The 25,726-nt window shown below is 64.6% G+C and carries 27 protein-coding genes; 7 read left to right on the top strand and 20 right to left on the bottom strand.

The window, feature by feature from the left end; genetic code table 11:
* Positions 1 to 627 carry a GTP-binding protein EngB gene (gene engB, locus EWF95_RS06645; RefSeq protein WP_142443294.1) on the bottom strand — a complete coding sequence of 209 codons (627 nt, stop codon included), beginning with the start codon at positions 625 to 627 and terminating at the stop codon, positions 1 to 3.
* Positions 628 to 946: 319 nt separating this feature from the next.
* Here engB and EWF95_RS06650 point away from each other — a divergent pair, with 319 nt between their 5' ends.
* Positions 947 to 1,657, top strand: coding sequence for a 5-formyltetrahydrofolate cyclo-ligase (locus EWF95_RS06650; protein ID WP_142443295.1), 711 nt, complete (start codon positions 947 to 949; stop codon positions 1,655 to 1,657).
* Positions 1,658 to 1,671: 14 nt separating this feature from the next.
* Here EWF95_RS06650 and EWF95_RS06655 read toward each other — a convergent pair whose 3' ends face one another.
* Entirely contained in the window at positions 1,672 to 2,643 is a 972-nt protein-coding gene (locus EWF95_RS06655; protein ID WP_142443296.1) for an NOG1 family protein, read from the bottom strand.
* A 316-nt stretch (positions 2,644 to 2,959) separates the two neighbouring features.
* Between EWF95_RS06655 and EWF95_RS06660 the strand changes: the two genes are divergently transcribed.
* Positions 2,960 to 4,234: a HEAT repeat domain-containing protein gene (locus tag EWF95_RS06660; protein WP_142443297.1), complete on the top strand. Its 1,275-nt coding sequence runs from the start codon at positions 2,960 to 2,962 to the stop codon at positions 4,232 to 4,234.
* Between the two features lie 20 nt (positions 4,235 to 4,254).
* Here the strand turns inward: EWF95_RS06660 and hisS are convergent, their stop codons facing one another.
* The 10 genes from hisS to EWF95_RS06710 form a co-directional block, all read right to left on the bottom strand.
* On the bottom strand, positions 4,255 to 5,553 hold the full coding sequence (hisS, locus tag EWF95_RS06665) for a histidine--tRNA ligase (RefSeq protein WP_142443298.1): 1,299 nt from the start codon (positions 5,551 to 5,553) through the stop codon (positions 4,255 to 4,257).
* 76 nt (positions 5,554 to 5,629) lie between these two features.
* On the bottom strand, positions 5,630 to 6,025 hold the full coding sequence (locus EWF95_RS06670; RefSeq protein ID WP_142443299.1) for a universal stress protein: 396 nt from the start codon (positions 6,023 to 6,025) through the stop codon (positions 5,630 to 5,632).
* A gap of 69 nt (positions 6,026 to 6,094) precedes the next feature.
* The gene (locus tag EWF95_RS06675; protein WP_142443300.1) at positions 6,095 to 6,976 is read right to left on the bottom strand and encodes a DMT family transporter; all 882 of its coding nucleotides are present in this window, start codon (positions 6,974 to 6,976) and stop codon (positions 6,095 to 6,097) included.
* A 129-nt stretch (positions 6,977 to 7,105) separates the two neighbouring features.
* Complete coding sequence (locus tag EWF95_RS06680; RefSeq protein WP_142443301.1) at positions 7,106 to 7,648, bottom strand: hypothetical protein; 543 nt, start codon at positions 7,646 to 7,648, stop codon at positions 7,106 to 7,108.
* The gene (locus tag EWF95_RS06685; protein WP_142443302.1) at positions 7,641 to 8,270 is read right to left on the bottom strand and encodes a DUF7437 domain-containing protein; all 630 of its coding nucleotides are present in this window, start codon (positions 8,268 to 8,270) and stop codon (positions 7,641 to 7,643) included. The genes EWF95_RS06680 and EWF95_RS06685 overlap by 8 nt, the downstream gene beginning before the upstream one ends.
* An 89-nt stretch (positions 8,271 to 8,359) precedes the next feature.
* Positions 8,360 to 8,950, bottom strand: coding sequence for a DUF7411 family protein (locus EWF95_RS06690; RefSeq protein ID WP_142443303.1), 591 nt, complete (start codon positions 8,948 to 8,950; stop codon positions 8,360 to 8,362).
* Positions 8,950 to 9,303: a DNA-binding protein gene (locus EWF95_RS06695; RefSeq protein ID WP_142443304.1), complete on the bottom strand. Its 354-nt coding sequence runs from the start codon at positions 9,301 to 9,303 to the stop codon at positions 8,950 to 8,952. The genes EWF95_RS06690 and EWF95_RS06695 overlap by 1 nt, the downstream gene beginning before the upstream one ends.
* 73 nt (positions 9,304 to 9,376) lie before the next feature.
* A complete protein-coding gene (locus EWF95_RS06700) occupies positions 9,377 to 9,832 on the bottom strand; it encodes a 30S ribosomal protein S19e (protein ID WP_142443305.1) in 456 nt (151 codons plus the stop codon).
* 141 nt (positions 9,833 to 9,973) lie between these two features.
* Positions 9,974 to 10,411 (bottom strand): DUF6653 family protein, encoded by a 438-nt coding sequence (locus EWF95_RS06705; RefSeq protein ID WP_142443306.1) that lies wholly within the window; start codon positions 10,409 to 10,411, stop codon positions 9,974 to 9,976.
* 47 nt (positions 10,412 to 10,458) lie between these two features.
* Positions 10,459 to 11,499, bottom strand: a complete 1,041-nt coding sequence (locus EWF95_RS06710; RefSeq protein ID WP_142443307.1) for a lysylphosphatidylglycerol synthase transmembrane domain-containing protein — start codon at positions 11,497 to 11,499, stop codon at positions 10,459 to 10,461.
* 104 nt (positions 11,500 to 11,603) lie between these two features.
* On the opposite strand from EWF95_RS06710, the gene thiL reads away from it, so the two are divergent.
* The gene (gene thiL, locus EWF95_RS06715; RefSeq protein WP_142443308.1) at positions 11,604 to 12,497 is read left to right on the top strand and encodes a thiamine-phosphate kinase; all 894 of its coding nucleotides are present in this window, start codon (positions 11,604 to 11,606) and stop codon (positions 12,495 to 12,497) included.
* A 51-nt stretch (positions 12,498 to 12,548) separates the two neighbouring features.
* On the opposite strand, the gene EWF95_RS06720 is transcribed toward thiL, so the two are convergent.
* The 6 genes from EWF95_RS06720 to EWF95_RS06740 form a co-directional block, all read right to left on the bottom strand.
* Complete coding sequence (locus EWF95_RS06720; RefSeq protein WP_142443309.1) at positions 12,549 to 14,489, bottom strand: PAS domain S-box protein; 1,941 nt, start codon at positions 14,487 to 14,489, stop codon at positions 12,549 to 12,551.
* A 212-nt stretch (positions 14,490 to 14,701) separates the two neighbouring features.
* Positions 14,702 to 14,827, bottom strand: a complete 126-nt coding sequence (locus EWF95_RS13820; RefSeq protein WP_281285195.1) for a hypothetical protein — start codon at positions 14,825 to 14,827, stop codon at positions 14,702 to 14,704.
* Between the two features lie 123 nt (positions 14,828 to 14,950).
* A complete protein-coding gene (locus EWF95_RS06725) occupies positions 14,951 to 16,882 on the bottom strand; it encodes a PAS domain S-box protein (protein ID WP_142443310.1) in 1,932 nt (643 codons plus the stop codon).
* A 339-nt stretch (positions 16,883 to 17,221) separates the two neighbouring features.
* Positions 17,222 to 18,355 (bottom strand): site-2 protease family protein, encoded by a 1,134-nt coding sequence (locus EWF95_RS06730; protein WP_142443311.1) that lies wholly within the window; start codon positions 18,353 to 18,355, stop codon positions 17,222 to 17,224.
* Positions 18,356 to 18,432: 77 nt separating this feature from the next.
* Complete coding sequence (locus EWF95_RS06735; protein WP_142443312.1) at positions 18,433 to 19,287, bottom strand: molybdopterin synthase; 855 nt, start codon at positions 19,285 to 19,287, stop codon at positions 18,433 to 18,435.
* 33 nt (positions 19,288 to 19,320) lie between these two features.
* A complete protein-coding gene (locus tag EWF95_RS06740) occupies positions 19,321 to 19,743 on the bottom strand; it encodes a hypothetical protein (protein WP_142443313.1) in 423 nt (140 codons plus the stop codon).
* A 252-nt stretch (positions 19,744 to 19,995) separates the two neighbouring features.
* On the opposite strand from EWF95_RS06740, the gene EWF95_RS06745 reads away from it, so the two are divergent.
* The 4 genes from EWF95_RS06745 to EWF95_RS06760 all read left to right on the top strand — a co-directional run bounded on the left by EWF95_RS06745 (position 19,996) and on the right by EWF95_RS06760 (position 23,486).
* Positions 19,996 to 20,490 (top strand): hypothetical protein, encoded by a 495-nt coding sequence (locus EWF95_RS06745; RefSeq protein ID WP_142443314.1) that lies wholly within the window; start codon positions 19,996 to 19,998, stop codon positions 20,488 to 20,490.
* A gap of 78 nt (positions 20,491 to 20,568) precedes the next feature.
* A complete protein-coding gene (gene pyrH / locus EWF95_RS06750) occupies positions 20,569 to 21,288 on the top strand; it encodes a UMP kinase (protein ID WP_142443315.1) in 720 nt (239 codons plus the stop codon).
* Positions 21,285 to 22,961, top strand: a complete 1,677-nt coding sequence (gene lysS, locus EWF95_RS06755; RefSeq protein WP_142443316.1) for a lysine--tRNA ligase — start codon at positions 21,285 to 21,287, stop codon at positions 22,959 to 22,961. Before pyrH ends, lysS begins: the two co-directional genes overlap by 4 nt.
* Before the next feature lie 276 nt (positions 22,962 to 23,237).
* Complete coding sequence (locus EWF95_RS06760) at positions 23,238 to 23,486, top strand: DUF7573 domain-containing protein (RefSeq protein WP_142443317.1); 249 nt, start codon at positions 23,238 to 23,240, stop codon at positions 23,484 to 23,486.
* On the opposite strand, the gene mutL is transcribed toward EWF95_RS06760, so the two are convergent.
* Together mutL and EWF95_RS06770 are read right to left on the bottom strand one after the other, a co-directional pair.
* Positions 23,487 to 25,154, bottom strand: coding sequence for a DNA mismatch repair endonuclease MutL (gene mutL, locus EWF95_RS06765; protein ID WP_142443318.1), 1,668 nt, complete (start codon positions 25,152 to 25,154; stop codon positions 23,487 to 23,489). It lies immediately after the preceding gene.
* Positions 25,155 to 25,261: 107 nt separating this feature from the next.
* The gene (locus EWF95_RS06770; protein WP_142443319.1) at positions 25,262 to 25,705 is read right to left on the bottom strand and encodes a DUF5518 domain-containing protein; all 444 of its coding nucleotides are present in this window, start codon (positions 25,703 to 25,705) and stop codon (positions 25,262 to 25,264) included.
* Positions 25,706 to 25,726: the final 21 nt, after the last annotated feature.

Below are 25,726 nucleotides of genomic sequence, written 5' to 3' on the forward strand. Positions count from 1 at the left end.
CTACGCTGTTACGAACTGGAGCAACTCATCGCGTTTGGCAGCGCGGATGTGGTGTTGGAGGGCGGTTCGAAGGCTGTCGATCCGGCCGGCCTTGGCGGTGATCGGCGCGATGACCTCGTCGTCCCACTGCTGCCACGGCGGAAACAGTCCGAGGCGATCACAGAGATCGTTGAGTCGCTCGTCTTTGTCGTCGACCTTGTCCATCTTGTTGACGGCGACGACGGTCGGCACCCCGAGTTCCTCCAAGAAGTGGTACATCTCCACGTCGTGGGGGATCTCGCCGCGGTCGCTGTGGCGGTCGATGATGTCGATAACGCTCTTGCCGTCGACGACGAGGACGGCCGCCAGAATCGAGTCGGCGTTGTCCTCGATGTAGCGGACGATGTCGGTCTGGATCGCCTCGCGGTGCTCGCCCTCAACACCGGACATGAACCCGAACCCCGGCAGGTCGGTGAACATGAAGCTCTGGCCCGACCAATCGAAGTGGTTCGGCTCGCGTGTCACCCCCGGTTTCTGACCGGTCGGCACACTGTGGCCTGTCAGCTCCCGCATGATCGTCGATTTCCCGACGTTTGACCGGCCGACCAACACGATCTCGTCGTCACGGTCGGGGCGACCTTCGAACATACCGGCTTTCGGCGACCGGCAGGGAAACGGTTTGCGTTCAGCAGGGCGGGCCGAGATTGGGTATATAAGAGTACGCAGAAGGTGAGTCGGCCAGACGATCAACCGCACTCCTGGCGGACTGAAAGGGCGAGACGCTATCGACGAACCCCGGCGACGCAAGCACTGCAGGAACGAGCGAAGCGAGTGACGAAGCGCGCAGCGAGCCGCGGGAGTCGATAGCGTCGAGGGCTTTCTATACCTCTGTCGAATACTCAACTTATTAATTGAATCTTGCGAGCCGATACCGAAAATTTTCACCACTCGCAGCGAACGCCCAGCCATGACAAAAGACAATCTCCGCGAACGCATCTGGGATCGCCTCGAAACTGAGGGGATCGCCCGGTTCCCGTTTCCGCCACACGGCCGCATCCCAAACTTCGCCAACGCCAGCGACGCAGCCGACCGACTGGCCGAGACTGATGCGTGGCGAGCCGCCGACACGCTCAAATGTAACCCCGACGCCCCGCAGTTACCGGTACGCCGGCAGGCCCTCCGCGAGGGGAAAACGCTCTACATGGCTGTCCCACGCTTGAGCGAGCCGAAGCCGTTTCTCCGGCTTGCACCCGACGAGGTCGACGACATCGACGACGCGACGACGGTCTCCGGCTCCGCAAAACACGGCGTCCCTGTCGACCCTGAGGCGATGCCACAGATCGATCTCATCGTCGCCGGCAGCGTTGCCGTCGACGCCGCGGGCAACCGTGTCGGGAAAGGTGAGGGGTTCAGCGATCTGGAGTTCGCCGTCCTGCGGGGCTTCGATCGCGTCGACACGAATACCACTGTCGCTACCACTGTCCACGATAGCCAAGTCGTCGACGACAGCGAGATCGAGCCCGATCGCCACGACGTACCGTTGGATCTCGTCGTGACGCCGACGCGAACAGTCGAGACCAACGCTGTCGCAGATCGGCCTGATGGACTCTACTGGGACGACATCGCTGCCGAGAAAATCGAGGAAATTCCCGTACTGCAACGACTACAGCCCGAATAGTACCGACTCCGATTTCAGGCGTCCCGCGAGGGGAGGTCGGGCTCGTAGCCAACGGCGTCGACCGCCATACTGAGCACCTCCTCGATCCCCTCCTCCTCGGTGATGCTCATGTAGGCGTCGGCCTCGACATCGGTCGAGCGGTCGCTTTTGTTGCAGATCGTGAGGATTGGAATATCGCGGTCAGCGAACCGGTCGACGAGGTCGTCACGCAAGGCCAACTGCACGTCCAGCGGGTAGCCGCAGTCGCCGGAGGCATCGACAAAGAAGAGGATCGTATCCGCGAGATGCTCGATCGCACCGGCGGCCTGCCGCTCGATATCGTTGCGGTCGTCCTCGGGGCGGTCGAGCAGCCCCGGCGTGTCGATCAGCTGATAGCGGATATGGTCGCGTTCGACGTGGCCGATCTGGACGCCACGGGTGGTGAAGGGATACTCCGCGATCTCGTTTGAGGCGCGGCTGACGTGGTTGACAAAGGAGGATTTGCCGACATTGGGGTAGCCCGCGATGACGATCGCCGGCTCGTCCGGGCGGATGTCCGGGATCCCTTTGAGCGCGTCGCGGGCGTCGCCGACCGCCCGGAGATCGTCTTTGATCTCGTCCATGATGTCGGCGATACGGGCGAAGGCCTGCTTGCGGTGTTTGCGTGCGGTGTCGGGGTCGGTCTTACGGAGCTTTGTGTTGTACTCCCGACCCAGTTCCTCGATCTGGCGGCTGGCCCAGGTGACCTCCGACAGCGACTGCCGGAGTTCGTCGACATCGACGATGGCGTCGGCGAGTTCGTAGTAGAACGGGTCAACGTAGTCGAAATCCGGCCACGCGGTGACGACGTTTTCGAGGTTGTCGGAGGTGATGTTGACCGCGACGGTCAGCATCGACTGCTGGGCCTCAAGGCCGCCTTTGGCGTTGCCGGCGCGGGCAGCCCGCGAGAAGGCCTTGTCAAGGAGCTCCTCCGACCGGGGAGCTGTGGGGAGATTCTCGAAAATCATTTGCCGGACACACGCGGCGGCAAGGGAAAAGCGCGTCCGTTTGGCTTTCTACGGCGTGTTCGTGGGGTCGCGTGGCAGCCAAACTTGGATCTCCACAGACCGGGTCACCGCTCACCGTGCAGATCTCGTCTGTGCTGAACGCTGCTGGCGTGGAGGCCGCGGTGGGACAGCCCTCAAAGCCACGACGAACAGCGAACTGCAGCGGATCGCAGAGGCTCACCCAGCGTGGCGGTAGTGCGGCACAAAAGCTTTCATAATGAAATGAGTTGGAATATAATCACTATCTTTTTACTTAGAACAGGCATAACAGCATAAAATGGCAAAGTCGCCAGCCCGGGGAACGGCTGACTATCTGTACTCGCTTGCGGATCGCGGCGAGTACGCGGAGCTGATCCGCCATATCCGAGACCACAGCGATCAGAACGTCCGCTACGGTGCCTCCGGGATCCTGGCTGAATCCGCCGGGGAGTTTGCCGAGGCGGTCACCCCAGAAACACAGCAAGCCCTCATCGACTGCGTGCTCAATGAGCCGAGTGATACGATCCGTGCCAACGTGCTTACGATCTTATTCACGGTTGATGAATCCACATTCGATACCATCATCACGCGGCTTGAGTCAAACCCGGATGAAACACCAACCGAGACCCCGTATCCGCTGATCTTAACCAAGTGGCAATCATCTGATAGCTGGTCGTTGCGATTTCTTGCGATCGTCGGATTCAGCCGTGCCAGAAGTCAAAGTAGCATCTCCAGGCTGCGCACGGTGCTCAAACGGGAAACTGATTATCGGGTGGTCAAGCGGGCGATCGAGGCGACCGGCACAGTTGGCGACGAGACGTTTGTCTCACCGATCCAGGAGTATCTCCGGGCCGATGGGTCGGAGTTTCACCAGTCTGTAAGCACCGAACAGCTGGAAAGCGTCAGAGAGGCTGCGGTCGAAGCCCTTGTCGAGATCGGTACCGATGCCGCCTACGAGGCACTTGTCTCTGCCTCCAGAAGCACCGATGAGGATCTCAAAGCCCATGTCATCAGCGAGATCGGCCGGTTTGGGGCTCAAGAAACGGTTGATCTGGTTGTCGACAAGTTGGATGACGACGACAACGAGAACGTACGCGAGGAAGCAGCCGCAGGCGTCATCACGACGTTTACCGAAACCGATTTTGACGAAGGGGGTGCGGTTCGACAGCAGGCGATCGAAAAGATGGCCGAGGAGATCTCGACAGATGTCTCCGCGGAGTTTGCCTCGATCGTCGAAGACTCACCGCACAAATCCGAGCAGCGAAACGCCGCCTGGCTGTTGGGCCAACTCGAAACGTCGAACCCCGAGGCGATCGATACGCTGGTTTCGGCACTCAACGACGAGGACGACAACCTGCGGAAGATCGCCTCAGCAAGCCTCACGAAGCTTGATCAGTCCGACGTTGAGGAGAAGATCGACTCGTTTCTGGACACCGTTGATGAGGACACCGACGCGCATACGCTCGCCTCGTTTGTCCAGAAAACGCTCCACAGCAGCGGCGAGGAGGCGAAAAAAGAGATGGTCGAGTATACTCACGTCGCCGATCCCAGCGACTACACGTCCGGCGAGTGAGATAGCTCCGCTTCGTTGCCCTACTCCCAATCCTCGTAAGTTGGCCGCTCCAGATCACCAGGGAAGTCGTCGATCGGCGCGGTCGTCTGATCGCCCGTCTGCATATCCTTCACCGTCACCTCGCCGTTTTCGAGGTCGCGCTCGCCGACGATGACGACCGTCTCGGCGTTGATCGAGTCGGCGTAGTTCATCTGTGCGCCAAAGCTCCGGTCGGATACGTCGCTTTCGACGACGTGACCGCGATTGCGAAGCTGGCGGGCGACCTCGCTGGCGACCGCACGGGTGTCGCCGACGCTCAGGACGTAGTAATCGGTCGAGGGGGCTTCCTCGGGCCAGACACCGGCGCGCTCACAGAGCAACTGCAGGGTTGCGTGGCCGGGGGCGACGCCAACGGCGGGCGTCGGCTGCCCACCGAAGCTCTCGATGAGGTCGTCGTAGCGGCCGCCGCCGAAGACAGATCGGGAGACCTCACCTGTCGAGTCGAAACACTCGAAGACGACGCCGGTGTAGTAGTCCAGCCCGCGCGCCGTTTCCAGCGATACGTCACAGAACTCGCGGACGCCGAAATCGTCTGCGGCGTCGAGCACTGCTTCGAGGTTGGCGACGGCGTCGGCGACGCGATCGGTTTCGGCGAACTCAACGAGGTCAGCGAGGTCGTCAGTCCCAAGGAGGTCGTCGAACGTCTCGGCCTGATCGTAGCGAAGCCCGGCATCGTGCAGCAGGTCGTAGTATTCGTCGGTCTCGATCTTTTCGGACTTGTCGACCGCGCGGATCGCGCTTTCGGTGTCGACCTCGGCGTCGAAGGCGTTCAGGAGCCCGCCCAGCAGATCGCGGTGAGAGACGCGGAACTCGAAGTCCTCGCCCGTCAAACCGAGATCGGTCAAGGCGTCGGCAGCGAAGGCAAGGATCTCGGCGTCGGCGGTCGGCTCACTCGACCCGAAGATATCGACGTTAGTCTGATAGAACTCCCGGAATCGTCCCTGTTGAACCTGTTCGTACCGCCAGAAGGGTCGCGTCGAGTACCACTTGATCGGCTTGGCGAGGGCCTGCTGTTTGGCGACGACCATGCGGGCGACCGTCGGCGTCAACTCGGGCGTCAGCGTCACGTCGCGGCCTCCCTTGTCGGTGAAGTTGTAGAGCTGGTCGACGATCTCGTCGCCGGATTTGTCGGTATAGAGCTCGGTCGCCTCCAGCGTCGGCGTCCCGATCTCGCGGAACCCATAGCGGGCGGCCGTGCCCTCGACGGTATCGATGACCTCCCGGCGGGCGGTCATCTCGTCGGGGTAGAAATCCCGGAAGCCTTTGAGTCGGTCGTACATGGCGAGCGGTTTGGGAGGCCCGCGCTTGAATGCTGTCCTTTGGCGGCCCCGCCGTCAACCCCCGCTTGTCGGCCGCTCAGTCGACGATTTCGAGTTTGGTGTTGAGGTTCTTCGCAAGCTCAGCTTCGATATCCGGGTAGAGACCGAGCAGCCGGCCGATCCACCGTCGAAGCCGGCCGCGTTTGCTCTTGCCGACCAACACGTGATCGGCGTTCTGTCTGGCGGCTTCATCAACGATCGCCTCTTCGAGAACGTAGCCGCGGCGGACAACGTAGTGGGCGGGGATCTCGCCGAACTCGGCTTCGACCGCAGCCTGGAGCTTTCCCCGACTGATCCGGTCGCCGTTCTGGAGCAGTGAGACGTGGAGAACGATCAACGAGTCGCTATCCTCGTGGCCCTCAAGCCCGCGCTCGATCGTTCGGTGACTGTCAGCCGTCAGCGGATACCGAACCGTGACGAGCGTCGTCGACATGGGGGGTAGTTGGCGAACGGAGTATATTTGTCTTCCTTTCGCGGCTTCGATGATCGCGTTGTGCTCGCCTCAAACCGCGATCATCGTCACACCGATCACCGCGAGAGCAGCGGCGACGAGCCGAATCCCGAACTGCTGTTCGTTCAGCAACAGCCCGCCGAGAACGACGGCGACGACCGCTTGGGTGTTGATAATCGGCGAGGCGATACTCGCCGGCACGAGCGAGAACGCGGTGTTGGTCAACCCTTCGCCGGCAGCGACGAACAGCCCGCCGACTGCGAGTTTCGGGAGATCGGCCCGAAGCGTCGCCGGCGTCTCCGCGCGTATTGCCGCCGGTAACAACACGACAGCGACGCCGCCGATCAACAGCGGCACCCACAGTCCGACCGGGATCGCCAACTCCTGGAGGCCGACCCGTCTGGCAACGTCGCTGACGGCGAAGGCCATCGCGCTCAGGAGGGCCAGCCGCGCGGCTGTCGACGTGGCCGCCCGCCGGAGTGGATCGAGCAGCGCGCCGCCACGGAAGTTGGCGACGTAGACCGCGGCGGTGGCGACGACGACGCCCGCGACCTCCAGCGACGTCAACACCTGCCCGAGGGCGATGATCTCGATAGGGAGGACGAAGACGGGAACGATCTTGCTGATCGGCGCGACATACGAGACTTCCCCGACCGCCAGCGCGCGGAGGAAGGCGATCATTGCGCCGGCGACCATCGTCGCCGTCAGGGCGACGACCGCGACCTGCCTGAGTCCGAACGCCGCCAGCGCGTCGCTCGCGCCGCGTGGCCCGATGCCGACGAGAAAGACCGGCAGATACCACACCAACGCGAAACTGTTGATCGAGACGGTGAGCAGCGAGGCCGGGTAGTCGTTGAAGGCGCGTTTGAGATAGAAGAGGTAGCCACCCCACACGAGGGCCGCCCCGACTGCGATGCCGATGCCTCCGTCCATTTGCTGGGTCGATGGCCGGCCGGCGGTTCAACGGTTCGGTCTGCGGTTGTCGTTCGATCCGTCATCGGCGTTCCGTCGATATCGGCGTGAGTACTATCGCGTTCAGCCTGTCTAGCATGTGTTAGACCGTCAGTTCGACTTCATGTATTCTATCGCTGTCCAGATATCGAGTATCCGAACTCGGCCCTCGTAGTACGTGTTCTCGATCACGCCGGAGATCGCCGCTTCGGCGTTCCGGTCGTCGATCAAGATCCCGACTGACTCGTGTGCTGTCGAGCCAAGCAACATCACAGCGACTGCTGGTAGTTCCGCATCGGTCTTTCGCAACAGATCCGGATCCGTTTGTTCGAACGTTGCCAGTCGGTCGTGTACCCGATCCATGAGTTCGCCAGCCCGAGGCCCGTCGTGCACCCGCACCCCCGGCTGTACAGCTTCGACCGTCGTGATCCACTCCGTCGTTGTTGCTCGGTCAACCCAGTCGATACCCATGTATCCGCGTTGCTCGGTCAGCTCGTCGACGACGCCACGACTCAGATACAGCTCACGATCCTCCGTCCGAACATACTCGACAAACGTCTGGTAGGTGTCGCTTTCCGTTCCACCAATCGTGCGGAGAAAGCTCGTATCACAAACGAGCGCGGTCGGAAACGGCGATGGGTCGGACTCACCCATCGGCGCGTTGGTATGGCCCCTCCTCAACTGCACGGTCGTGAACGGCGACATCGAACGTGACCTCGCTGAGTGTCGGGTCGTGCGGTTTGACGACCCCGATGATACGTTCGATCGCTTGGGAGACCGCAATCGCCTCGACGGCAGGGATATCAAGCGTCTCTCCGATACCGCGACGGGTTGTCTCGCCTTTCAGATACGCAAGCGTCGCCGTGACAACTGGAGCGAGCGCCGCTTTCCCGTGTCGGTCGACGAAAAGTTCGAGATCGTCGTCGACACTCGTCGCCCCGTAAACGGCAATGATGACGGGGCCGAGTTCGATGGTTGTTTGATCCGTCCAGTTCCCGCTCACGGGCTCGGCACGCCAGAGCGACGATCCGTTTTCGTACGTCTCCAGTTCCGTTGCGATCCCAAGTTCCGCCAGCGTATTGGCATACTTGTAGGCCGTGCTCTTCGAGAGCCCCTGACGATCACGAACGGCACCAACCGTTGTTGGCGAGGTGATCAACAGCTCGGTGTAAAACCGCGCGAGTTCCGGCGTGCCCAGCAGCTCTTGTATCACAAAGAACTGGTGGGCCGTCTGTCCAGCATCCGGCGGCTGTGTGGTGGGCGGTGCGTTCGGCATAGTACATAGTTCGCGGAGTATAGACTAAAATATTTGCATGCACACCAGTTGTCTCTCACAGCCAACGTGGAAGCCGTTGTACAGTCGCCCTACCGCCGGCCGTGGACGTACGTCTGATCATGCTCCGGGAACACGTCGTCGACGGCGTCTTCGCCGTGGCGGTCGGCCAACACCGCGCGCAACTCGCCCTCGTAATCCGCTTTCGGAACCGACTCGCTGGGGCCGGTTTCGACCTCGAAGTTCGCGGCAACGAGGTCGTCGACGGCATGGCGACCAAAGCCCGACAGCGGCGCGATGTAGTCGACTGAGTGGCGGTCTTCGAGACTCTGGGCCGCCGCCCGCGAGACGGTCGGCACGCGGTCGTCACGCCGGCTGCCGTCGGCGATGGCGTCGACCGCGAGGTCGGCGACCTGCTCTAAGGCGTGGTCGTGAACCTGCTGGATGCCGTTGCGCGGAAAGCCATCGTCGACCATCTGTTCGACAGCCTCGTCGGCGACCGAGTCATCGAGGCCGACCGTCTCGAAGGGAAAGCCAAGTGCGTCGGCGGCATCACGGGCGTGCTGCCAGTCGTCGGTGACGCCGAAGTGGGCGGTCACGAGCCGTATGTCGTAGAACTCATCGAGAAGGAGGGCTGCAAGCGAGGAGTCTTTCCCGCCGCTGTACAGCAACGCCAACTCCATTAGCGGTGTTGGATGTCGAACGACTGCGAATCCGGCTGGAGTTCCTTCAGCAGTTCCTTCATCTGTTGTTCATCGATCTGATCCTGCACGCGGCCGCTCTGGGCGAGGGCGACGATCTGCTGTTTGACCTGTTTGGCGACCTGCGGTTTCGACATCTCGACGGCGTTGAGCCGTTGGCGCGCACCGTCAGTCAGGTGTTGTTTCAGGACGGCCTCGCGTTGGGCTTCGGCCTGCTCTTGGGCGGCCTGCTGCCGTTCGGCTGCGTCGCCCTCGCCGCCCTGTCGCTGTTTGAGCTCCTTGCGTTTCTGCTCGCGGAGTTCTTCGAGTCGGTCGTCGTCGGGGCTGTTGCTCATAGATATGTGTCGTCGTGCGGGCGCAAAAACGGTTTCGGCCGGCTCGTTTCAGCCGTCTACGACGGCCCCCTGCTCAGGCGTAGCGTTCGAGCTCGGGGTTGTCGAGATCGTCGAAAACGTCTTTGGCGACCTCATCGAGGAAGGCGTCGCCGTCGGCGGTCGTCCGGCGACCCTCGCCTTGGGCGGTCTGGATGAGCCCCTCGTCTTCGAGTTGGGTGAGGAGCTCGCGGATGATCTTCGTCGAGCCGTCGACCTGTTTGGCTGGCGCGACCGCGTAGCGGTTGGAGCCGCTTTTCGTGCCGCCGTACCCCGTCGAGAGCCGTTCGACGCCGATCGGGCCCTCGATGGCGACCTTCCGGAGCAGGCTCGCGCCGCGTCGCTCCCAGAAGTCCTCCTGCTGTGGCGGGAGTTCGCGGTCGTGGCTAGTTTTCGTGTACTCGACCCACTCCGGCGTTTCGAGCCGGTCGGCGAGCCGGTCGGTGAGCTCCTCGATGAGCTCCTCGGTCGGCACGTCGTAGAGAGTTACCATAGGGCCGTGTTCCGGTTTGGCGCGTTTAAAGGCATCGTATCGCCGCCGCAGCCGCCGTCTGTCGGCCGTTTTCGTGGGAACTGCTCACACGCGACGGTAGCGATAACGCCGCCGATTACGGCCGTAAGCAACCCATGAGGCTCACGACCCATCAGCTCGCGCCGCGTCGTACCGCCGAACCAGCGCGGCCACATACCAGAGCTTCAACAGCATCGACGCCACCCCGGCAACCGCCGTCCGCACCGGCTGTTTCCACGCGGCCGCCGCGACGGCGTAAGCGGTCACGCCGAGATTGCACACGTTCAGGACATTCGGATAGCCAAGGCTGATCACACTATGCTCCTGTGTCCACCATCGCTCGGCGAGAACGACCCGGCTCATCCACGCATCTGTGTCCTCTGGCGGCGAGAACAACACCGGGTTGACGACCGCATAACCGATCGCCGCGGCCGCCAGCCGCGGGTTGCGGTGGTAGATCGCAGCCAGTAGGGCAGGGGTGATCAGCAGGCGACTCCACCCGCTTTTCGGATTCGCGTGTCGCTCCCAGAACGTCGCTTCGAGGTCGTCACGGGAGACCATACGTCGACTACGGCTGACGGCTGCAAATAGCTGCGGTCGGGGTCGCGCTACCGACGCGATTGCCGGTACCAGGCGACAGCCGATTCAGCGAACACCAGCCCGCCCAGCGTCGTCGGCAGCCAGTAGGCGAATCCGCGAAACAGCACGACACCGGCGACGGCGGTCTCCGGGGCCACCGTCGCCAGCGGCGTTCCGACCAACACGCCGACCAGCGCGCTCTCGATGCCGCCCGCCCCGCCCGGCAGCGGCAGAGCCAACGCGACCGATGCGACCGGTACCGCGACGAAGACGGCGGTCAGCGGGATCGGCGCGCCGATGGCCTCGAACGCCGCCCAGCAGGCCACCAACTGACACAGCCAGCCGGCCAGCGAGTAGCCGCCGACGGCGATCAGCGTTCGGCGATCAGCCGCGATCTGTTCGAGATCATCGACAAAGCCCTCGACCCGGCGGGCGAGAGCTGCCCGATCCGGCGACGAAAGCCGCGGGACGACGCGGGACAGCCAGCCGAATAGCCGCGTCAGCCCGTCGGTCAGCCGCGCGGTCACGCGTCGTCGGCGACGCCAGAGCCCGACCGCCCCGCCGCCGCCAACGACGACCGCGCCGGCGACGACAGCGGCGGTCGGTGCCAACCGCCCGTCCAGCGAGCCGGCGGCCGCAAGCCACGCGAGGCCGACGACGGCGAAGCTCACCGAGGAGACGATGTTGATCGCGTCAACGGCGGCCATCGCCGCCAGCCCGCGCTCGTAGCGGACGCTCGTGCGCTCGGCGACCAGCAGCGTCGTCAGCGGCTCGCCGCCGGCGTTGCCGAAGGGGGTGACGTTGTTGGCGAACCCCGCCCCAGCCGACAGCAGCAGGCCCGTCCACGGCGAGACAGCCGCGCCGTAGCTCCGGAGGGCGGCGCGCATCCCAAGCCCCCAGCAGGCAACCCAGCCGAAGATCAGCGCGCCGACCGCGGCGACGCCAACGCGGTCGGCCGCCCGGAGCGTCCGGATGACATCATCGACACCGACGAGCCACGCGAGGACAGCGATCACGGCGGCTGCCAGCAGAAAGCCTGCCAGCGTCGTGCGAAGCCGGTCGCGTGCCATATCGGGGCGTCGGCGACGGCGACAATCAACGCATCGGTAGGGCAGCGGGCGTCAACGAAAGAGCATACGCTTTTGTCGCCAAGGGCAAAACGATCGGTAACCCGATGGACGAACGCGCGGCCCTCCGACAGCTCGCGGCGACCCTCCCCCACGCCGGCGACGATGCCGCCGTTGTCGACGACACGGCGATCACGACCGACATGCTCCACGAGACGACGGATTTCCCGGCAGGGACGACCCGCTACACCGCGGGCTGGCGGTCGGTCGCCGCCTCGCTGTCGGATCTCGCGGCGGTTGGCGCACAGCCGACGGCGGTGGTCGCCGCCTACGCCGACACCGCCTTCGAGGCCGACGCGCTCGCCCAGTTCGTCGACGGTGCGCAAGCGGTCTGTGAGACCGTCGGTGCTGACTACGTCGGCGGCGACCTCGACAACCACACCGAGTTCACCGTGGCAACGACCGCCATCGGCGACGCCGACACGCGGGTTGACCGCGCGGGCGCGACCCCCGGCGATCGCGTCGTCGTCACCGGCGCGTTCGGCCGCAGCGCGGCTGCCCTCCGCCTGTTCAAGCGCGGAGCGAGCGACGACGACGCTATCGACCGCGCCAACGGCCTCTTTCAGTTCGCCCCCCGAATCGACGCCGGCCGCGCGCTCGCGCCGTCGGCAACAGCGATGATGGACTCAAGCGACGGGCTGGCCCGCTCGCTGCACCAGCTCGCCGAGGCCAGCGACTGCGGGTTCGCCATCGAGCGGGCGGCCGTCCCCGTTACTGATGCGCTCGACGAGGTCGCCAACGACGACGCAGATCGCTGGGAGGCGGCGGCACATTTCGGTGAGGATTTCGAACTCGTGGCGACGGTTCCGGCCTCGCGTCTTGACGACGTGCGGGCCGGGTCGCCGACGCCGCTGACCGAGATCGGCCGCGTTGTCGAAAGCGAGGAAGGGGTGCGAGTTGACGGCGAGCCGCTGGCTGATCGTGGCTACACGCACGGCTGAGCAGGTGAGGGGTGTGTAGCGACACAACGCGTTAGCTGATAGCGACACGCGTTAGCTGAACAGCACCGTCGGTCGGCGCGCCACCTCGTCGACCGCGTCAGCGTCGGTGATCGCCGGCAGCCGGATCGTCGCCGTTGTCCCGCTCGCATCGCCATCGATCTCGAAGGCTCCGCCGTAGCGGGTGACGATCCAGTTGATCAGCCAGAGCCCGAGCCCCGAGCTGTGTTCGAGTGCGGTCTCGCTGCCGGCGGCGACGACCGCCGCCTCCATCGGATCGATCCCGGGGCCGTCGTCGGCGATCTCGATTTCGATCCACTCGTCGTCATCGCCGACGGTCACCGTGACGCCCGGTTCGGCGACCGGGTTGTGCGTGATCGCGTTCGTCATGGCTTCCGAAAGCGCGTCTTCGAGCTCCGCGCCGGCACAGATCGCGCGGTCGGTGGCGACCGTTACGTCGATCTCGGCGTTGGGGTGGGACTCGCGGTGGCTGGCGACGAGGCGGGCGAACACCGCGGTCGGATCGAGCCGTCGGGGCTCGCGGTCGATCCGAGCGTTTTCCTCAAGCGTCCGTGCGTGCTCGCTCAGCGAGACGAGATCCTGGGCAACGCCTTCGATCCGACCGGCCATCGCGCGCGGCGATTCGGTCGCACCCGTGTTGATAAGATTCGCAAACCCCATCAGCTTCGACATGTCGTTGCGGAGATTGTGCCGCAGCACGCGGTTGAGCAGCGCGATCAGCTGCTCGGTGCGGCGGCGTTCGGTCACGTCCGTCTGAAAGCCGAGATAGTGGGTGAGCTCGTCGTCGTCGAAGATCGGCGTGAGCTGGGTGCGGTTCCAAAACGGCGTGCTGTCCTTACGGTAGTTGATGAGCTCGACGGTGACCGACGACTCGGTTTCGATCGCCGCGCGGAACCGCTCGGCTCCGTCGGGGTCGGTCGCCTCGCCCTGGAGGAACCGGCAGTTGCGGCCGACGGTGTCGGCGGCGTCGTAGCCGGTGATCCGCTCGAAGCCGGCGTTGACGTAGACGAGCGGCTCGTCGGGCTGGGTCGGATCGGCGATCGTGATCCCCATGTCGGCGTTCTCGATCGCCCGCGTCTTGATTCGAAGTTCGCGCTCGCGTTCCTTCCGGGCGGTGATGTCGCGGCCGACACCCTGGACGCCGATGATCTTGCCGGCCTCGGTGATCGGCGTCGCGTTGACCTCGATGACGACGATGTCGTCGTCAGTACTGAGAAAATCGAGTTCGAGGTTTTCGATCGGGTCGCCGTCCAGCAGCTGATCGTATACCACGGCCGCATCGCGGGCCGACTCGGTGGTGATGAAGTCGGTAAACGGCTCGCCGACCAGTTCCGCGGGCTCGTAGCCGAGGACGCGCTCGGCGGCCGCCGAGACGTAGGTGAACTGTGCCGCGTCGTCGACACGAAACAGGATGTCAAAGCTCGTTTCGGCGATCCCCTCAAACCGCTCCTTTTCGCGTCTGAGTCGGTTGTTTTGTGCCCGGAGATCGCGCTCGTAGTGTCGCTGTTCGAGCGCGCTGCCGACAAGCCGCGCCAGCAGCTCCACGAACAGCTCCTCGGCCTCCGCAAACGGTTCGTCACGCTGGTCGTGATCGGCGAAACAGACTGTCCCGTGGATCTCGTCGTCGACAACGACCTTCGCGCCGATGTAGGTGCCGAGTCCGAACGTCTCGATGGCCGCCTCGTTGATCGTTGACACCGCAACGTCCTGGATTGCGAGCGCGCCGTCGATGTCGATGGTTCGGCGGCAGTAGGCCTCATCGAGCGGACAGGTTTCGCCCGGCTGGATGAGATCGTGGTCGCCCGTGGCACGGACGATCGACTGTTGACCATCCTCGATCCGGGTAAAAAAGCCGACCGGCAGGTCAAGATACTCGGAGCCGACAGCAAGTGCGTCATCGATCTGCATCCCAAGATCGGCACCCGGATCCGCGAAGGCATCGTACAACCGTTCGCGGTAAGCGGCAGAGGGCATGGCTATACTTGTCAGTGAGCGTAATTAAGCTGCGTGGTAAATCGCAGGCCACGAGACACCCACCGCACAGAGAGACCACAATCCACGAAGACACCGCGCGATCTCACGATCGCTGACGTGGACGCGACGCCACGGGGAGCGCGTCGATCTGGGAGGCGACCGAGCGCGTTGATCCGGGAGACGATCAAGCACGTTGATCCAGCCGACGCGCCTCAGTCGTCGACCTGGAGTTTCTGGATCGATTCCCGAAGATGGTATTTCACCTCGTCGTTTTCGGCGGTGCTGAGTGCGGCGCGGAGATGCGCCTCGATGCTCGTGGGGTCGGTGGCGGCGTTCATGGTGGTTGACACGAGCGGTGATACCAAGAGTATTCACTGGTTAACCCCAACAACATTCCCGTTAGGCATCGCCTACCCCGCGGTTTGGCGACCGGTCGTCTGTGGGGTACCTCGATACGCCGATCAGTTCGCTGCCCCATCCGGTGACAGCGGCCGGTCGATCCGACCGGTGACATCCTCCTGAAAGCCGACCAGCAGCTGCTCACCGCCGGCCTCGACCGGCGCGACAGTGACGTGGTTCCAAAACAGGGTGCCGTCCTTCCGGCGGTTCCGTATCGTGACCGACACCGTTTCGGCGGCATCGATCCCCTCGCGGAGTCGCCTGATGTGATCGGGGTCGGTCTCGTCGGTCTGGAGGAACCGGCAGTTCCGACCGAGCACCTCGCGTTCCTCGTAGCCGGTCAGCTCACAGAAGGCGGTGTTGGCGTAGACGATCGGGTTGTCCTCGGCGGTGTGGTCGGCGAGGATGATCCCGATCGGCGCGGCATCCATCGCCTGTGTCTTCCGGCTGAGCTCGGCCTCACGGGCGACGCGCTCTGTCACATCGCGGCCGACAAACAGGTGGTGGTCGGCGACGATCTCCGGCGTAGCACTGTACTCGATCACGCGTTCGGTGCCCGCCTCGTCGACGGCGGTAACGGTCGCCCGCTCGCTGGGATCGGCGTCGGCCCAGATCTCCGCGACGGTAATCGACTCGGAAAACAGCTCGGTGATGCCCCGACCACGGAGATCGGTGGGGTCGACGCCGAAGAGCTCCCCGGCGGCGGGGTTGGCTTCGACGATCCGGCCGGCATCCGTGACGACAATGATCGCATCGCGGGCCCCTTCGACGGCGGCGCGGTAGGTGTCGTGAGCGCGGGTGAGCTCCGGGAGCTCGGGGCTAATACCCACCGCCGGCTTCCGTGGCACCGAGACGGTCATCACCGTCCCCGAGTCGGTCGCCACCGCATCGATCATCCCCTCATGGCTGCTGACGATCCAGTGAGCCAGCCAGAGGCCGAGCCCGCTGCCGTGGGTGAACGGTGTCTCGGTGCCGGTGTCCAACACGTCGATCTCTTGCTCGCTGAGACCGGGGCCGTCGTCGACGATCTCGATCTCGACGGCGTCGGGAACCGTCTCAACGGTGACGGCGATCGTCGGCGCGCTGCCGGCGTGTTTGGCGGCGTTGTCGAGCAGCTCCCGCAGCGCGCGCTCGAAGCTCGGGAGGACTGCCGTCGTGACCGAGCCGTCAGCGACAACCGAGATCGACGCATCGGAGTAGTCGGCGGCGACATCGTCGACGAGTCGCTCAACGAGCGCAACGATGTCGGTGGCGGTGCGGTCGGCATCGGTGGTAACGATCCGTTCGAGCTCCCGGGCTTTCTCCGAAAGGCCCAGCAGATCATCGATATGTTCGAAAACGGTCTCGGCGTGGTCGGTGTCGGTGCGGTCAGCATCCAGCTCGGCGGCCATGAGCTGCGTGAACCCACGGATGACCGACATCTCGTTGCGGAGGTTGTGCCGCAGCACGCGGTTGAGCACCGTCGCCAGCGTCGTCTGGTTGGTGAGTGCGGTGGCGACGGTCTCCCGTTCGAGCTCGCGTTCCAACAGACAGGCCAGCAGATCAGCAAACTGGCGGTCGGCGTCGGTGAACGGCTCACGACCCGTGGCGGCGACAAAACAGACGGTACCGCAGGGGTCGCCGTCCAGAACGATCGGCGTGCCGAGATAACAGTCGAGTTCGCGGGTCTGGTGGGCCGGGTCGTCGGCCCACTCGCTGGCCGAGATATCGGGAACAGCGAGCTGTTCGGCCGCCTCGATCGTCCGCCGACAGTAGGTCTCCCGAAGATCAAGTTCGAGCTCCGGTGGGGTGTGGCCGTCGGCGTCGTCGGTGCTGACCATCGCCTGCCAGTCGTTGGTCGCGGTGTCGATCCGGGTGAGATGACCGTTGTCGACACCGAGATACGACACACCGAGCTGGAGGGCATCGCGGGCTTTCTGATCGAACGGGCAGTCCCGGCGAAGAATCTCGGTGAGCTGTTGCTGTGCGGCCAGCATGTCGTCGGGCGCGGTCATACAACCCCTCCAAACCGCCGCGTCGCGTCAGCTTCCCTGTCGATGCTGTCGACCTGTGTTAGGTGTCGATCGACCTGTGTGGGGCGTCGATTGACCTGTGTGGGGCGTCGGTCGACCCGTATGAGGCGTCGATTGACCTGTATACGATACCGTCGGGGACGCAAATTCATGCTAGCACTCCACAATTACTAGTCAACAAACAAAAATATACACCTAGCGGCAGTAGACAGTTGCTTCTGCTATCTTGCCCACAGCGGGCAGCCACTCTTGACCACGTGGGCAGCCCTCACGGTCTGGATCGCCACCCCGTTGATCGGCTGATACGGGTCACCACCCTGTTCAGCCGACCTGGATCGGCACAAGCATGAAGCAGAGCGCGCCAGCAGCGAAGGTCAACAGGCCGACAGCGATCCGCGGCCAGCCGAGCGAGGTCTCATCGGCCGGATCGGCCGCCCCCTTGTAGGCGATCACCAGCGCGAACAGCCCCCAAAACCCCCAGAGAAGCACCGAGTCGTTGAAATCGAGATCACGGACGTAGTAGAGGTAGCCGGCGATCGTCAACAGCACAGCCGGCACCAGCGCGGCGATCGTCTCCTGTCGCTGTCCGATCATCGCCCGCACCATGTGGCCGCCATCGAGTTGGCCGACCGGGAGCAGATTCAGGAACGTGAAAAACATCCCAACCCAGCCGCCGAAGATGACCGGATGGGGGTTCACCGAGAGATCGCTGTAGGCGACCTGCTCGCCGAGCACCCACGCGATGAGATCCATCAGCGGCGGGTTGTTGAAGCGGATCGTCTCCCCTGATCCCGCCGCATCGACGAGCCGGTCGGGGATCTGGATCGGATCCAACGAGAGGCCGATGGCGGTGACGACGATGGTGGCAACGAGGCCGGCGATCGGGCCGGCGACCCCGATATCGAACAACACCTTCCGGCTCGGCATCCGGCTTCGCATCTTGATGACCGCGCCGAGCGTGCCAAATGGGGGAACAAAGGGGATGACGTAGGGCAGCGACACCGTCACGTCGTGGTATCGTCCCATCGCGTAGTGGCCCAGTTCGTGGGTCATGAGCACGCCGAGGACGGCCGCGGTAAACGGCCAGGCTTCCAGCATCGAAAGCGGGTTGGCGGCGATCTCCGAGAGCGGAACGAAGTACCACCACGAGGCTCCGGCAAACAGCGTCGAGACGATGGTCGCGGCGAACAGCGCGATATTCCGCCACGGAACCCCCTCGTTGCCGACCGTCTCCGCTGGGATCGCAACGAGGGCGGTACCGCCCTCGCCCCGCCGGGCCAGCTTGAGCTCGTAGCCAGCGTCCTGAAACGCCGGCCACAGCTCCTTATGAAGTCGTTTTTCGGGGATCAGCGGCTCGCCGTAGTAGACGATCCGGTCGCCGTCGATCCGCACGTCCTCAAGCTGGTACCATGTCTCAAGCTCGTCGGGACGGGGAACCGAGTTCGACTCAGCCATCGTCACCCATTGGCGGCCGTACGTGACTGAACCGCATAAACGCTTGTCGTCGCTGTTCCTGCCGCACCACCGGTTCCTCAACACCCCCGTTCGTGGAGCCAGAACTCCTCGCTTTCGGTGGTTTCCTTTTTGAAGATCGGCACCTCCTCTTTCAGGCGGTTGATGCCGTCTTCGACCGTGCGAAACGCCTCCTCGCGGTGACCCGCTAACACGACGACGAAGACGATGTCCTCGCCCGGCCCCATGACGCCGACGCGGTGGTGCATCAGCACCTCGAAGACGCCCTCGCGGTCGGTGAGCTCGTCGCTGATGGCGGCCATTCGCTCGGCGGCGACGCCCTCATACTTCTCGAAGGCAAGCTGTTCGGTGCGGTCGTCGTCAGGGCTGTCCTTGATTCGGACTTGGCCGGTGAACGTCGCAATCGCACCGGCCCGCTCGACCAGCGGCGAGGCCTCCGCCCGATCGATCAGCGTCTGGAGGGAGATATGTGGCTCGAAGTCGTCGATCCGGGCGGCGAGGTCGGCGATATCGATACCGTCAGCGGTTGGCGCGTCAGCAACGACGTTCGCTGGCTCAGGGTCGGTGTCGCCAACGACGACCGTCGGCAGTCGGTGGTGGCTCGTGCCGGCAACGATGGCGTACGCGTAGTCAGGGGCGAGCGAATCAAGGAGGTCGACAAGCGAGCGATCGTCGCCGCGGCCGACCCACCGCCCATCGCTTGTGAGGCTGAACCGGCCGTCAGCGTCGGCGGTGGTTGGTTCGGCGTCGACGCTGGCGGTCGTCGGTTCGGTGTCGACACCGGCGGTCGCGTCGTCGACAGCCTCGCCGTAGTCGATGGCGGCAACTCGGCCGTCGCGGCTCTCGGTAATGTGAGCGACGAGTTCGTCGGCAACCGCGCCGGCCACGTCGCCGACGACACAGAGCGTCTGCATACCCCATCAGGGGAGCTAGACGCCCTTGAGTGTTCAGCTCTGGGTGCTGAAGAGCTCTGTCACACCCAGCTCCGATCCGGCTGTCGCCGGTTTGTTGGTCGTCTCTGTCGCTGGTTGGTTGGTCGCCTCTGTCGCCGTGGAGTTGTCGGCAAACGGGCCGGCGGGTCGATAGAGGGTACATGACTCCTTTCGAACCCCTTCGTCGGTGATCGTCGGAAGCTGTTCGGTCGACACGTCAACAAACCCATGGTTCTCCAGTACCGTCAGCACCTCCTCGATCGCCGCCTCGCTGGCATCGACCCGCGCTTCGATATCCGACCGGCGCACGTAGCCGTCGATATTCCAGAGCTCGGTCTGTGCCGACAACAGCGGCTCCTCAACGGTTGTCCGATCGGTTCCGGCGATGAGTTCGAGGATCGTCCGCCAGATCTCATCCCTGGTATGTTCATTGGGCATGAAAGACAAACAGACACTCTCCTACAAAAATCTGTTGTATATTTGTATTATTCAACTAAAACAAGTGAGCATGTTTCGATACTCTATCAAAATAAGACAATTGTCTGTCTCTATCCGTCCGTGGTTTAGACTGAGGGGTACGGCGGCGACGTGCGGTCGTGCGGCCCCACGAAGTGGCGTCCAAAGCCCTGCTGTTTCAGCCCCAGAAACACCGCCCCCTACCTTTTGCGGGGACACGACGACAGTTCGGTCATGGATTCGATCACCCACACAACCCGACGCCGACTGCTGGCTGCCGGCGGCGCGACGGCCGTCGCCGGGTTGGCCGGCTGTACCGATATCATCAACACCATCGCCGGGGCGATCCTCAAGGATGTCAACGTGCTCAACGGCACCGATCAGGAGCGAAGCGGTACCGTCACCGTCGTTGATCCGAACGGCGACACACAGCTTGAGGAGTCGTTCACGGTGGCACCGAGCGACAGCGACGAGGAAGACACGGATGAGCCGAGCTCGACACCAGCCTACGCCGACGTGTTCACCGACGCCGGGGAGTACACCGTCACGGTCGAACTCGACAGCGCGATCAACGAGACGAGCAGCCGGGAGGCGACGGTGACCGTCGACACCCCCGAGGAACAACACATCATCGTCGGCCTCGGGGCCGACGGCGCGCCGAGCCCGATCGAGATCCTCGTGATCAATGAGTTCAGTGATCTCGCCGATCGGTTCGGCGACGATGCATAGCGTCTGGCAGCCGCCGTGCGTCGGTCGCGGCTTCCCGTGTGAGAACGCTTAAGGCCGACTCGGGGGTACCGGATGGCAATGAAGGTCATCCTTTCGCTCGGCGGCAGCGTCCTCGCACCGGATCTCGACCCCGATCAGGTGGCGGCCCACGCCGCGGCGATCGAATCGATCGTCGATGCCGGCTTCGAGGTCGGGATCGTTGTCGGCGGCGGCGAGGTCGCCCGCGACTACATCGCCACCGCCCGCGAGCTCGGCGGCAACGAGGTCGAACTCGACGAGCTCGGGATCGCTGCCACACGGCTCAACGCCCGGCTGTTGATCGCCGCGCTCGATATCAAAACAAACCCGACGCCGGCGGAGGATTACGCCGACGCCGGCGAGGCACTCAACCGCGGCGACGTGGCGATCATGGGTGGGGTGATGGCCGGCCAGACCACCGACGCCGTCGCCGCCGCCCTCGCCGAGTACGTCGACGCCGACCTGTTAGCGTATGCGACCAGCACCGATGGCGTTTACGACGCCGACCCCAACGAGGATCCCGAGGCGATCCGATACACGACGATGTCGCCGGCGGAACTCGTCGAGTTGGTCGTCCCGATGAGCCGCGATGCGGGATCGTCAGCACCGGTCGATCTGCTGGCCGCAAAGCTGATCGAACGCGCCGGGATGCGGGCGATCGTCTTCGATGGCACCGATCCGAGCAATATCACCGACGCGATCCTCAACGGGAGCCACACCGGCACCGACATCATCCCCAAGGGAAGCGACGAGCCCGAGGAGTGGATCACGACAGAATGAGCGCGGACGAGCCGGGCAATGGGAACGCCGACGACCCGACGCCTGCGAGCGCCCACGACACTGCCACCGACGATCACCACGATTTCTGGGCTGAGGGTGTCGCCGACGAGATTGAACAGCGAAACCCCGATGACCCGATCGTTATCAAGGGCGGCGTCTCACCCTCTGGCGTCGCCCACCTCGGCAACGTCAACGAGATCATGCGCGGGTATTTCGTCGCCGAAGCCCTCCGCGATCGCGGCCACGAAGTCCGGCAGGTCTTCACCAGCGACGACCGCGACCCGCTCCGCAAACTCCCACGCAAACTGGCCGATCCCGACGGACAGATCGTCGGGCTCGGCGAGGTCGACGCCGGCGCGCTCGGGCGCAACCTCGGCAAGCCCTATACTGACATCCCTGATCCCTTCGGCGAACGCGACTCCTACGCCGCCCACTTCGCCGCGCTGCTGGAAGCCGACGCCGAGCGACTCGGGGTCGACATCGAGATGTACTCAAACACCGCGCTGTACGCGGACGGCACCTTCGATCCGGTCGTCGAGCGCGTCCTCGATCGCGTCGACACCGCCCGCGAGGTGCTCAGCGAGTACCAAGCGAAAGCCGACGACGACTACGTCCCGTTCAACCCGATCTGCGAGGAGTGCGGCAAGCTGACTGAGACAGTGACCGACATCGATCTCGACGCCAAAACGGTCGACTACGTCTGTACGGACATGGAGGTCGGCGACGAGACGATCGAGGGCTGCGGCCATGAGGGCACCGCCACCTTCCGGGAGGGCAAACTCCCCTGGCGGTTCGAGTGGCCCGGCCAGTGGCAAGTGCTCGATGTCGACTTCGAGCCCTTCGGCAAGGATCACGCCGAGGGCTCGTGGCCCTCGGGCGTCGACATCGCCGAAAACGTCCTCGGGATCGAGCCCCCGGTGCCGATGGTCTACGAGTGGTTCACGCTCAACGGTGAAGCCCTCTCCTCCTCGGCGGGCAACATCGTCACCGTCCCCGAACTGCTCGACCTGCTGGAACCCGAAATCATCCGGTATTTCTTCGCGCTGCACCCGAAGAAGGCCCGCGATCTTGATCTCTCGCGGCTCGACCAACTCGTCGACGACTTCGACCGCTTCGAGGAAGCCTACTACGAGGGTGTCGACGACGAGTCGCTGACGGCCTTCGCCGAGGCCGCCTACCCCTACGTCGTCGACGACGTTGCCGACGAGCGACCGATCCGACTCCCTTACACCTTTGCGGCTGTCCTCGGCATGGTCGACGATCCCGCCCTCCGCGAGAAGCTGGCCCGCGACGAGGGCCACATCCCCGACGATGCCGACGAGGCGACCGTCGAGGCCGCCCTCGCACGCGTCGAGCAGGCCCGCACCTGGGCCGAGCGCATGGACAACGCCTACAACTACCGCTTGCAGGCCGACCTCCCCGACACCGAGTTCGACGCCGCGACGACCGACGCCCTCGATTCGCTGGCCGATGTCGTCGCCGGCGGCCACGACGGCGAGACGATCCAGTCCGAAATCTACGACACCGCCCGCGAGCACGACATCGAGCCGGGCGACCTCTTCGAAGCCGGCTACCGGCTGTTTTTCGACGAGACGCAGGGGCCACGCCTCGGCGAGTTCCTCGGCGATCTCGAACAGGAGTTCGTCGTCGGGCGGCTCCGCCGCGAGCGATAGTCCTCGCTTGGGAGGCCGGGGGGTGCTGTTCAGAGTAGCGCGATTGGGTCGTGCACAGCCCGAAAGCAGCAGTCGGTGGGACTGAAAGGGGCGAGTCGCTCCGGGAAGACAGCCGACGCAAGCACCGCAGCGAACGCAGTGAGCGAGGAGCGCAGCGAGGCCTTCGACCGGAGCGACTCGGGGCTTTCGAGGTGTTCCCAGTTCTTCCAGCTGTCCTGAACACGACTATCTCGGCCGACCGGCCGTTTTAGTACGCCGCCACCCCAACAGCGACCGATGAGCGAGGATCGCCCGCTGACCGATTTCGCCGACGCGTCAGCGGACGTTGCCGACGAGCAAGAAGCCGACGCCAGCGACGAGACAGCCACTGCTGACGCTTCCGTTGTCGATCACGACCCCGAGCCGGCAACCGCCACCTACCGCTGGCAACCTGACGGTGCGGCCTGTGGAGACTGCGGCGCGACGACCGAGCGGCAGTGGCTCGATGACGGCGCGTTCGTCTGCCCGGACTGCAAATCGTGGTAGCTAATCGAACCGCGTCGATTCACGGTCGAAGCCGGCCGCAAGCGTCGCCTCGTCGATCCGACAGACCGTCGGCCGACCGTGCGGGCAGGCAAACGGCTGCTCGCACTCGCCGAGCCGCGCCAGCAGCTCCTCGGCGTCGTCAGTCGACAGCGCGTCGCCGGCTTTCAGCGACGGCTGACAGGCCAACTCGGCCAGCAGCGCGTCCCGCGGATCGGCCGGCGTCTCCTCGGCGGCTATCGAATCGAGTGTCGCCCGCAACGCAGCAGGATCTGCCGTGCGACCGAACGGAGCCGGCACCGCCGAGAGCCGCAGCGTGCCGCCGCCGAACGTCTCGACCGCAAACCCGAGCGAATCGAGCAGGTCAGCGTGGGCCGCCGCGAGTGACGCCGCCGCTGGCGACACCGAGACCGACGCCGGCGGCTCAAGCGTCGCGGTCGGCACCGCGTCGTCGCCGACAGCAGCCTGCAACCGCTCGTAGTTGACTCGCTCGTGGGCGGCGTGCTGATCGACCACGAGCAACTGGTCGCCGTCCTCACAGAGCAGATAGAGCTCCCGAAAACCCCCGATGACGCGCAGGTCGGCAAACGGATCAGTGCGGTCGACGCTGTCGAGTTCGGTCGTGAGATCGGTCGCCGCGGCCTCGGTTCGGCGTGCGTCGGCAGTCGAGAGCGCGTCGCCGACGGCCGCTTCGACGGCGGCTTCGATTGTTTCCCGATACCGCAGGCCGACCTCCTGTTTCGCCGGGTGGACGTTCGGATCGACGGCACCGCTCGGCGGCTGGATGTCCACGGCCGCGACGGGGTAGTCGTCGCCTGCGAGCAGCGAGTCGTAGCCATCGATCACGGCTCGTCGGAGGCCGCTGTCCTCGACCGGCCGCCCATCGACGGCGACGCGGACGTGCTCGCGGCTCGCCCGCGTGACCGAGGGGTAGGCGAGAACCCCGCGGAGTTCGAGCGAGCCAGTTCCGGCCCCGGTGTCGATATCTGTCGCGTGTTCGACCACGGTCGCCTGCCGGGCGAGATCCGCGTCGTACACGCCGAGCAGTGCGTCCCGTGGGCCGTTGCCGGTCGTCGTGAACGTCGTCGTCCCGTCGTGGCGCAGCGAGAACCGCACCTCGGGCCTGGCGAGCGCGTAGGCCGCGACGCGGTCGCTGATCCGGCCGAACTCGGCGGCCGGGCCAGCGAGCGACTCGCGGCGGGCCGGGCGGTCGGCGAAGAGGTCGCTGACGGTGACAGTGGTGCCTTGCCCGCGGGCGGCGTCGCTGACCGTCACCTCGCCGTCGTCAACGCGGAGTTCTGTGCCGACGGCGTCGCCGTCGTTGGTCACGAGTTCGACCGTCGCGCAGTCACAGATCGCGGCCAGGGCCTCGCCGCGAAAGCCGAGCGTCGAGACCGCCGTCAGCGCGTCGCTCGCGTCGGCGGCGAGCTTGCTCGTCGTGTGTCGCTGGACGGCGAGTTCGGCGTCCTCGCGGGCGAGCCCGTGGCCGTCGTCCTCGACGCGAATCCGGTCGGTTCCGTCGCCGTCGACGGCGATATCGATCCGGCTCGCACCGGCGTCGAGGGCGTTGTCGATGAGTTCGCTCACGACGCGGGCCGGTCGGCTGATGACCTCGCCGGCCGCGATCTCGGCGACGGTCGCGTCGTCCAGCCGGGTGAGTTGGGGCGGCATACTGGTTTGGCGAAGGTGTGCAGCGCGACCGGTTTAGCCGCTTCGACCGCTGTGTAGCCGGAAACGAAACGACCATCTCAGCCGTCGGAACGTGTGCCACCGAATCCTCATCCGGAAGCGGCGGCCGGAAATCGAGCCGAAACCGTTGTCGCCACCCAGCCGCCAATGCGACCGGACACCCAGCCGAACACGGGTGCGAGACAGAGAATCACGACACTACCCACAAGCAGAAACCCGATCCTGAACGAACCGACGCTTCCTGTCCCAGCCGTGATGGCGGGTCTGAGACCGGTCACCGCGAGTGATACGACTGCGACGATGCCGCCAAGAACGCCAGTTCGGATTCCGGTTGCAGCCGGGGAGACCGACCGTCGTACGGCAATGGCTCCAGCAGCGAACGCACCAAGGATCATGATCCCGGCACCGAGATCAGCGTCGGCAGCGGGTGCCCAGCGGAGCATCGCCGTGACTGGAAGCGAAACGAGTGTGCCCAGAAAGGCGATCCGCCATACTGGAGGGAGGAACGTGTCGGAGACCATCGAGGGAACCATTCTCATCCGGGCGTTGTTTCT

This window comes from Halonotius roseus (genome assembly GCF_006861655.1).
Taxonomy (GTDB): Archaea; Halobacteriota; Halobacteria; order Halobacteriales; family Haloferacaceae; genus Halonotius; species Halonotius roseus.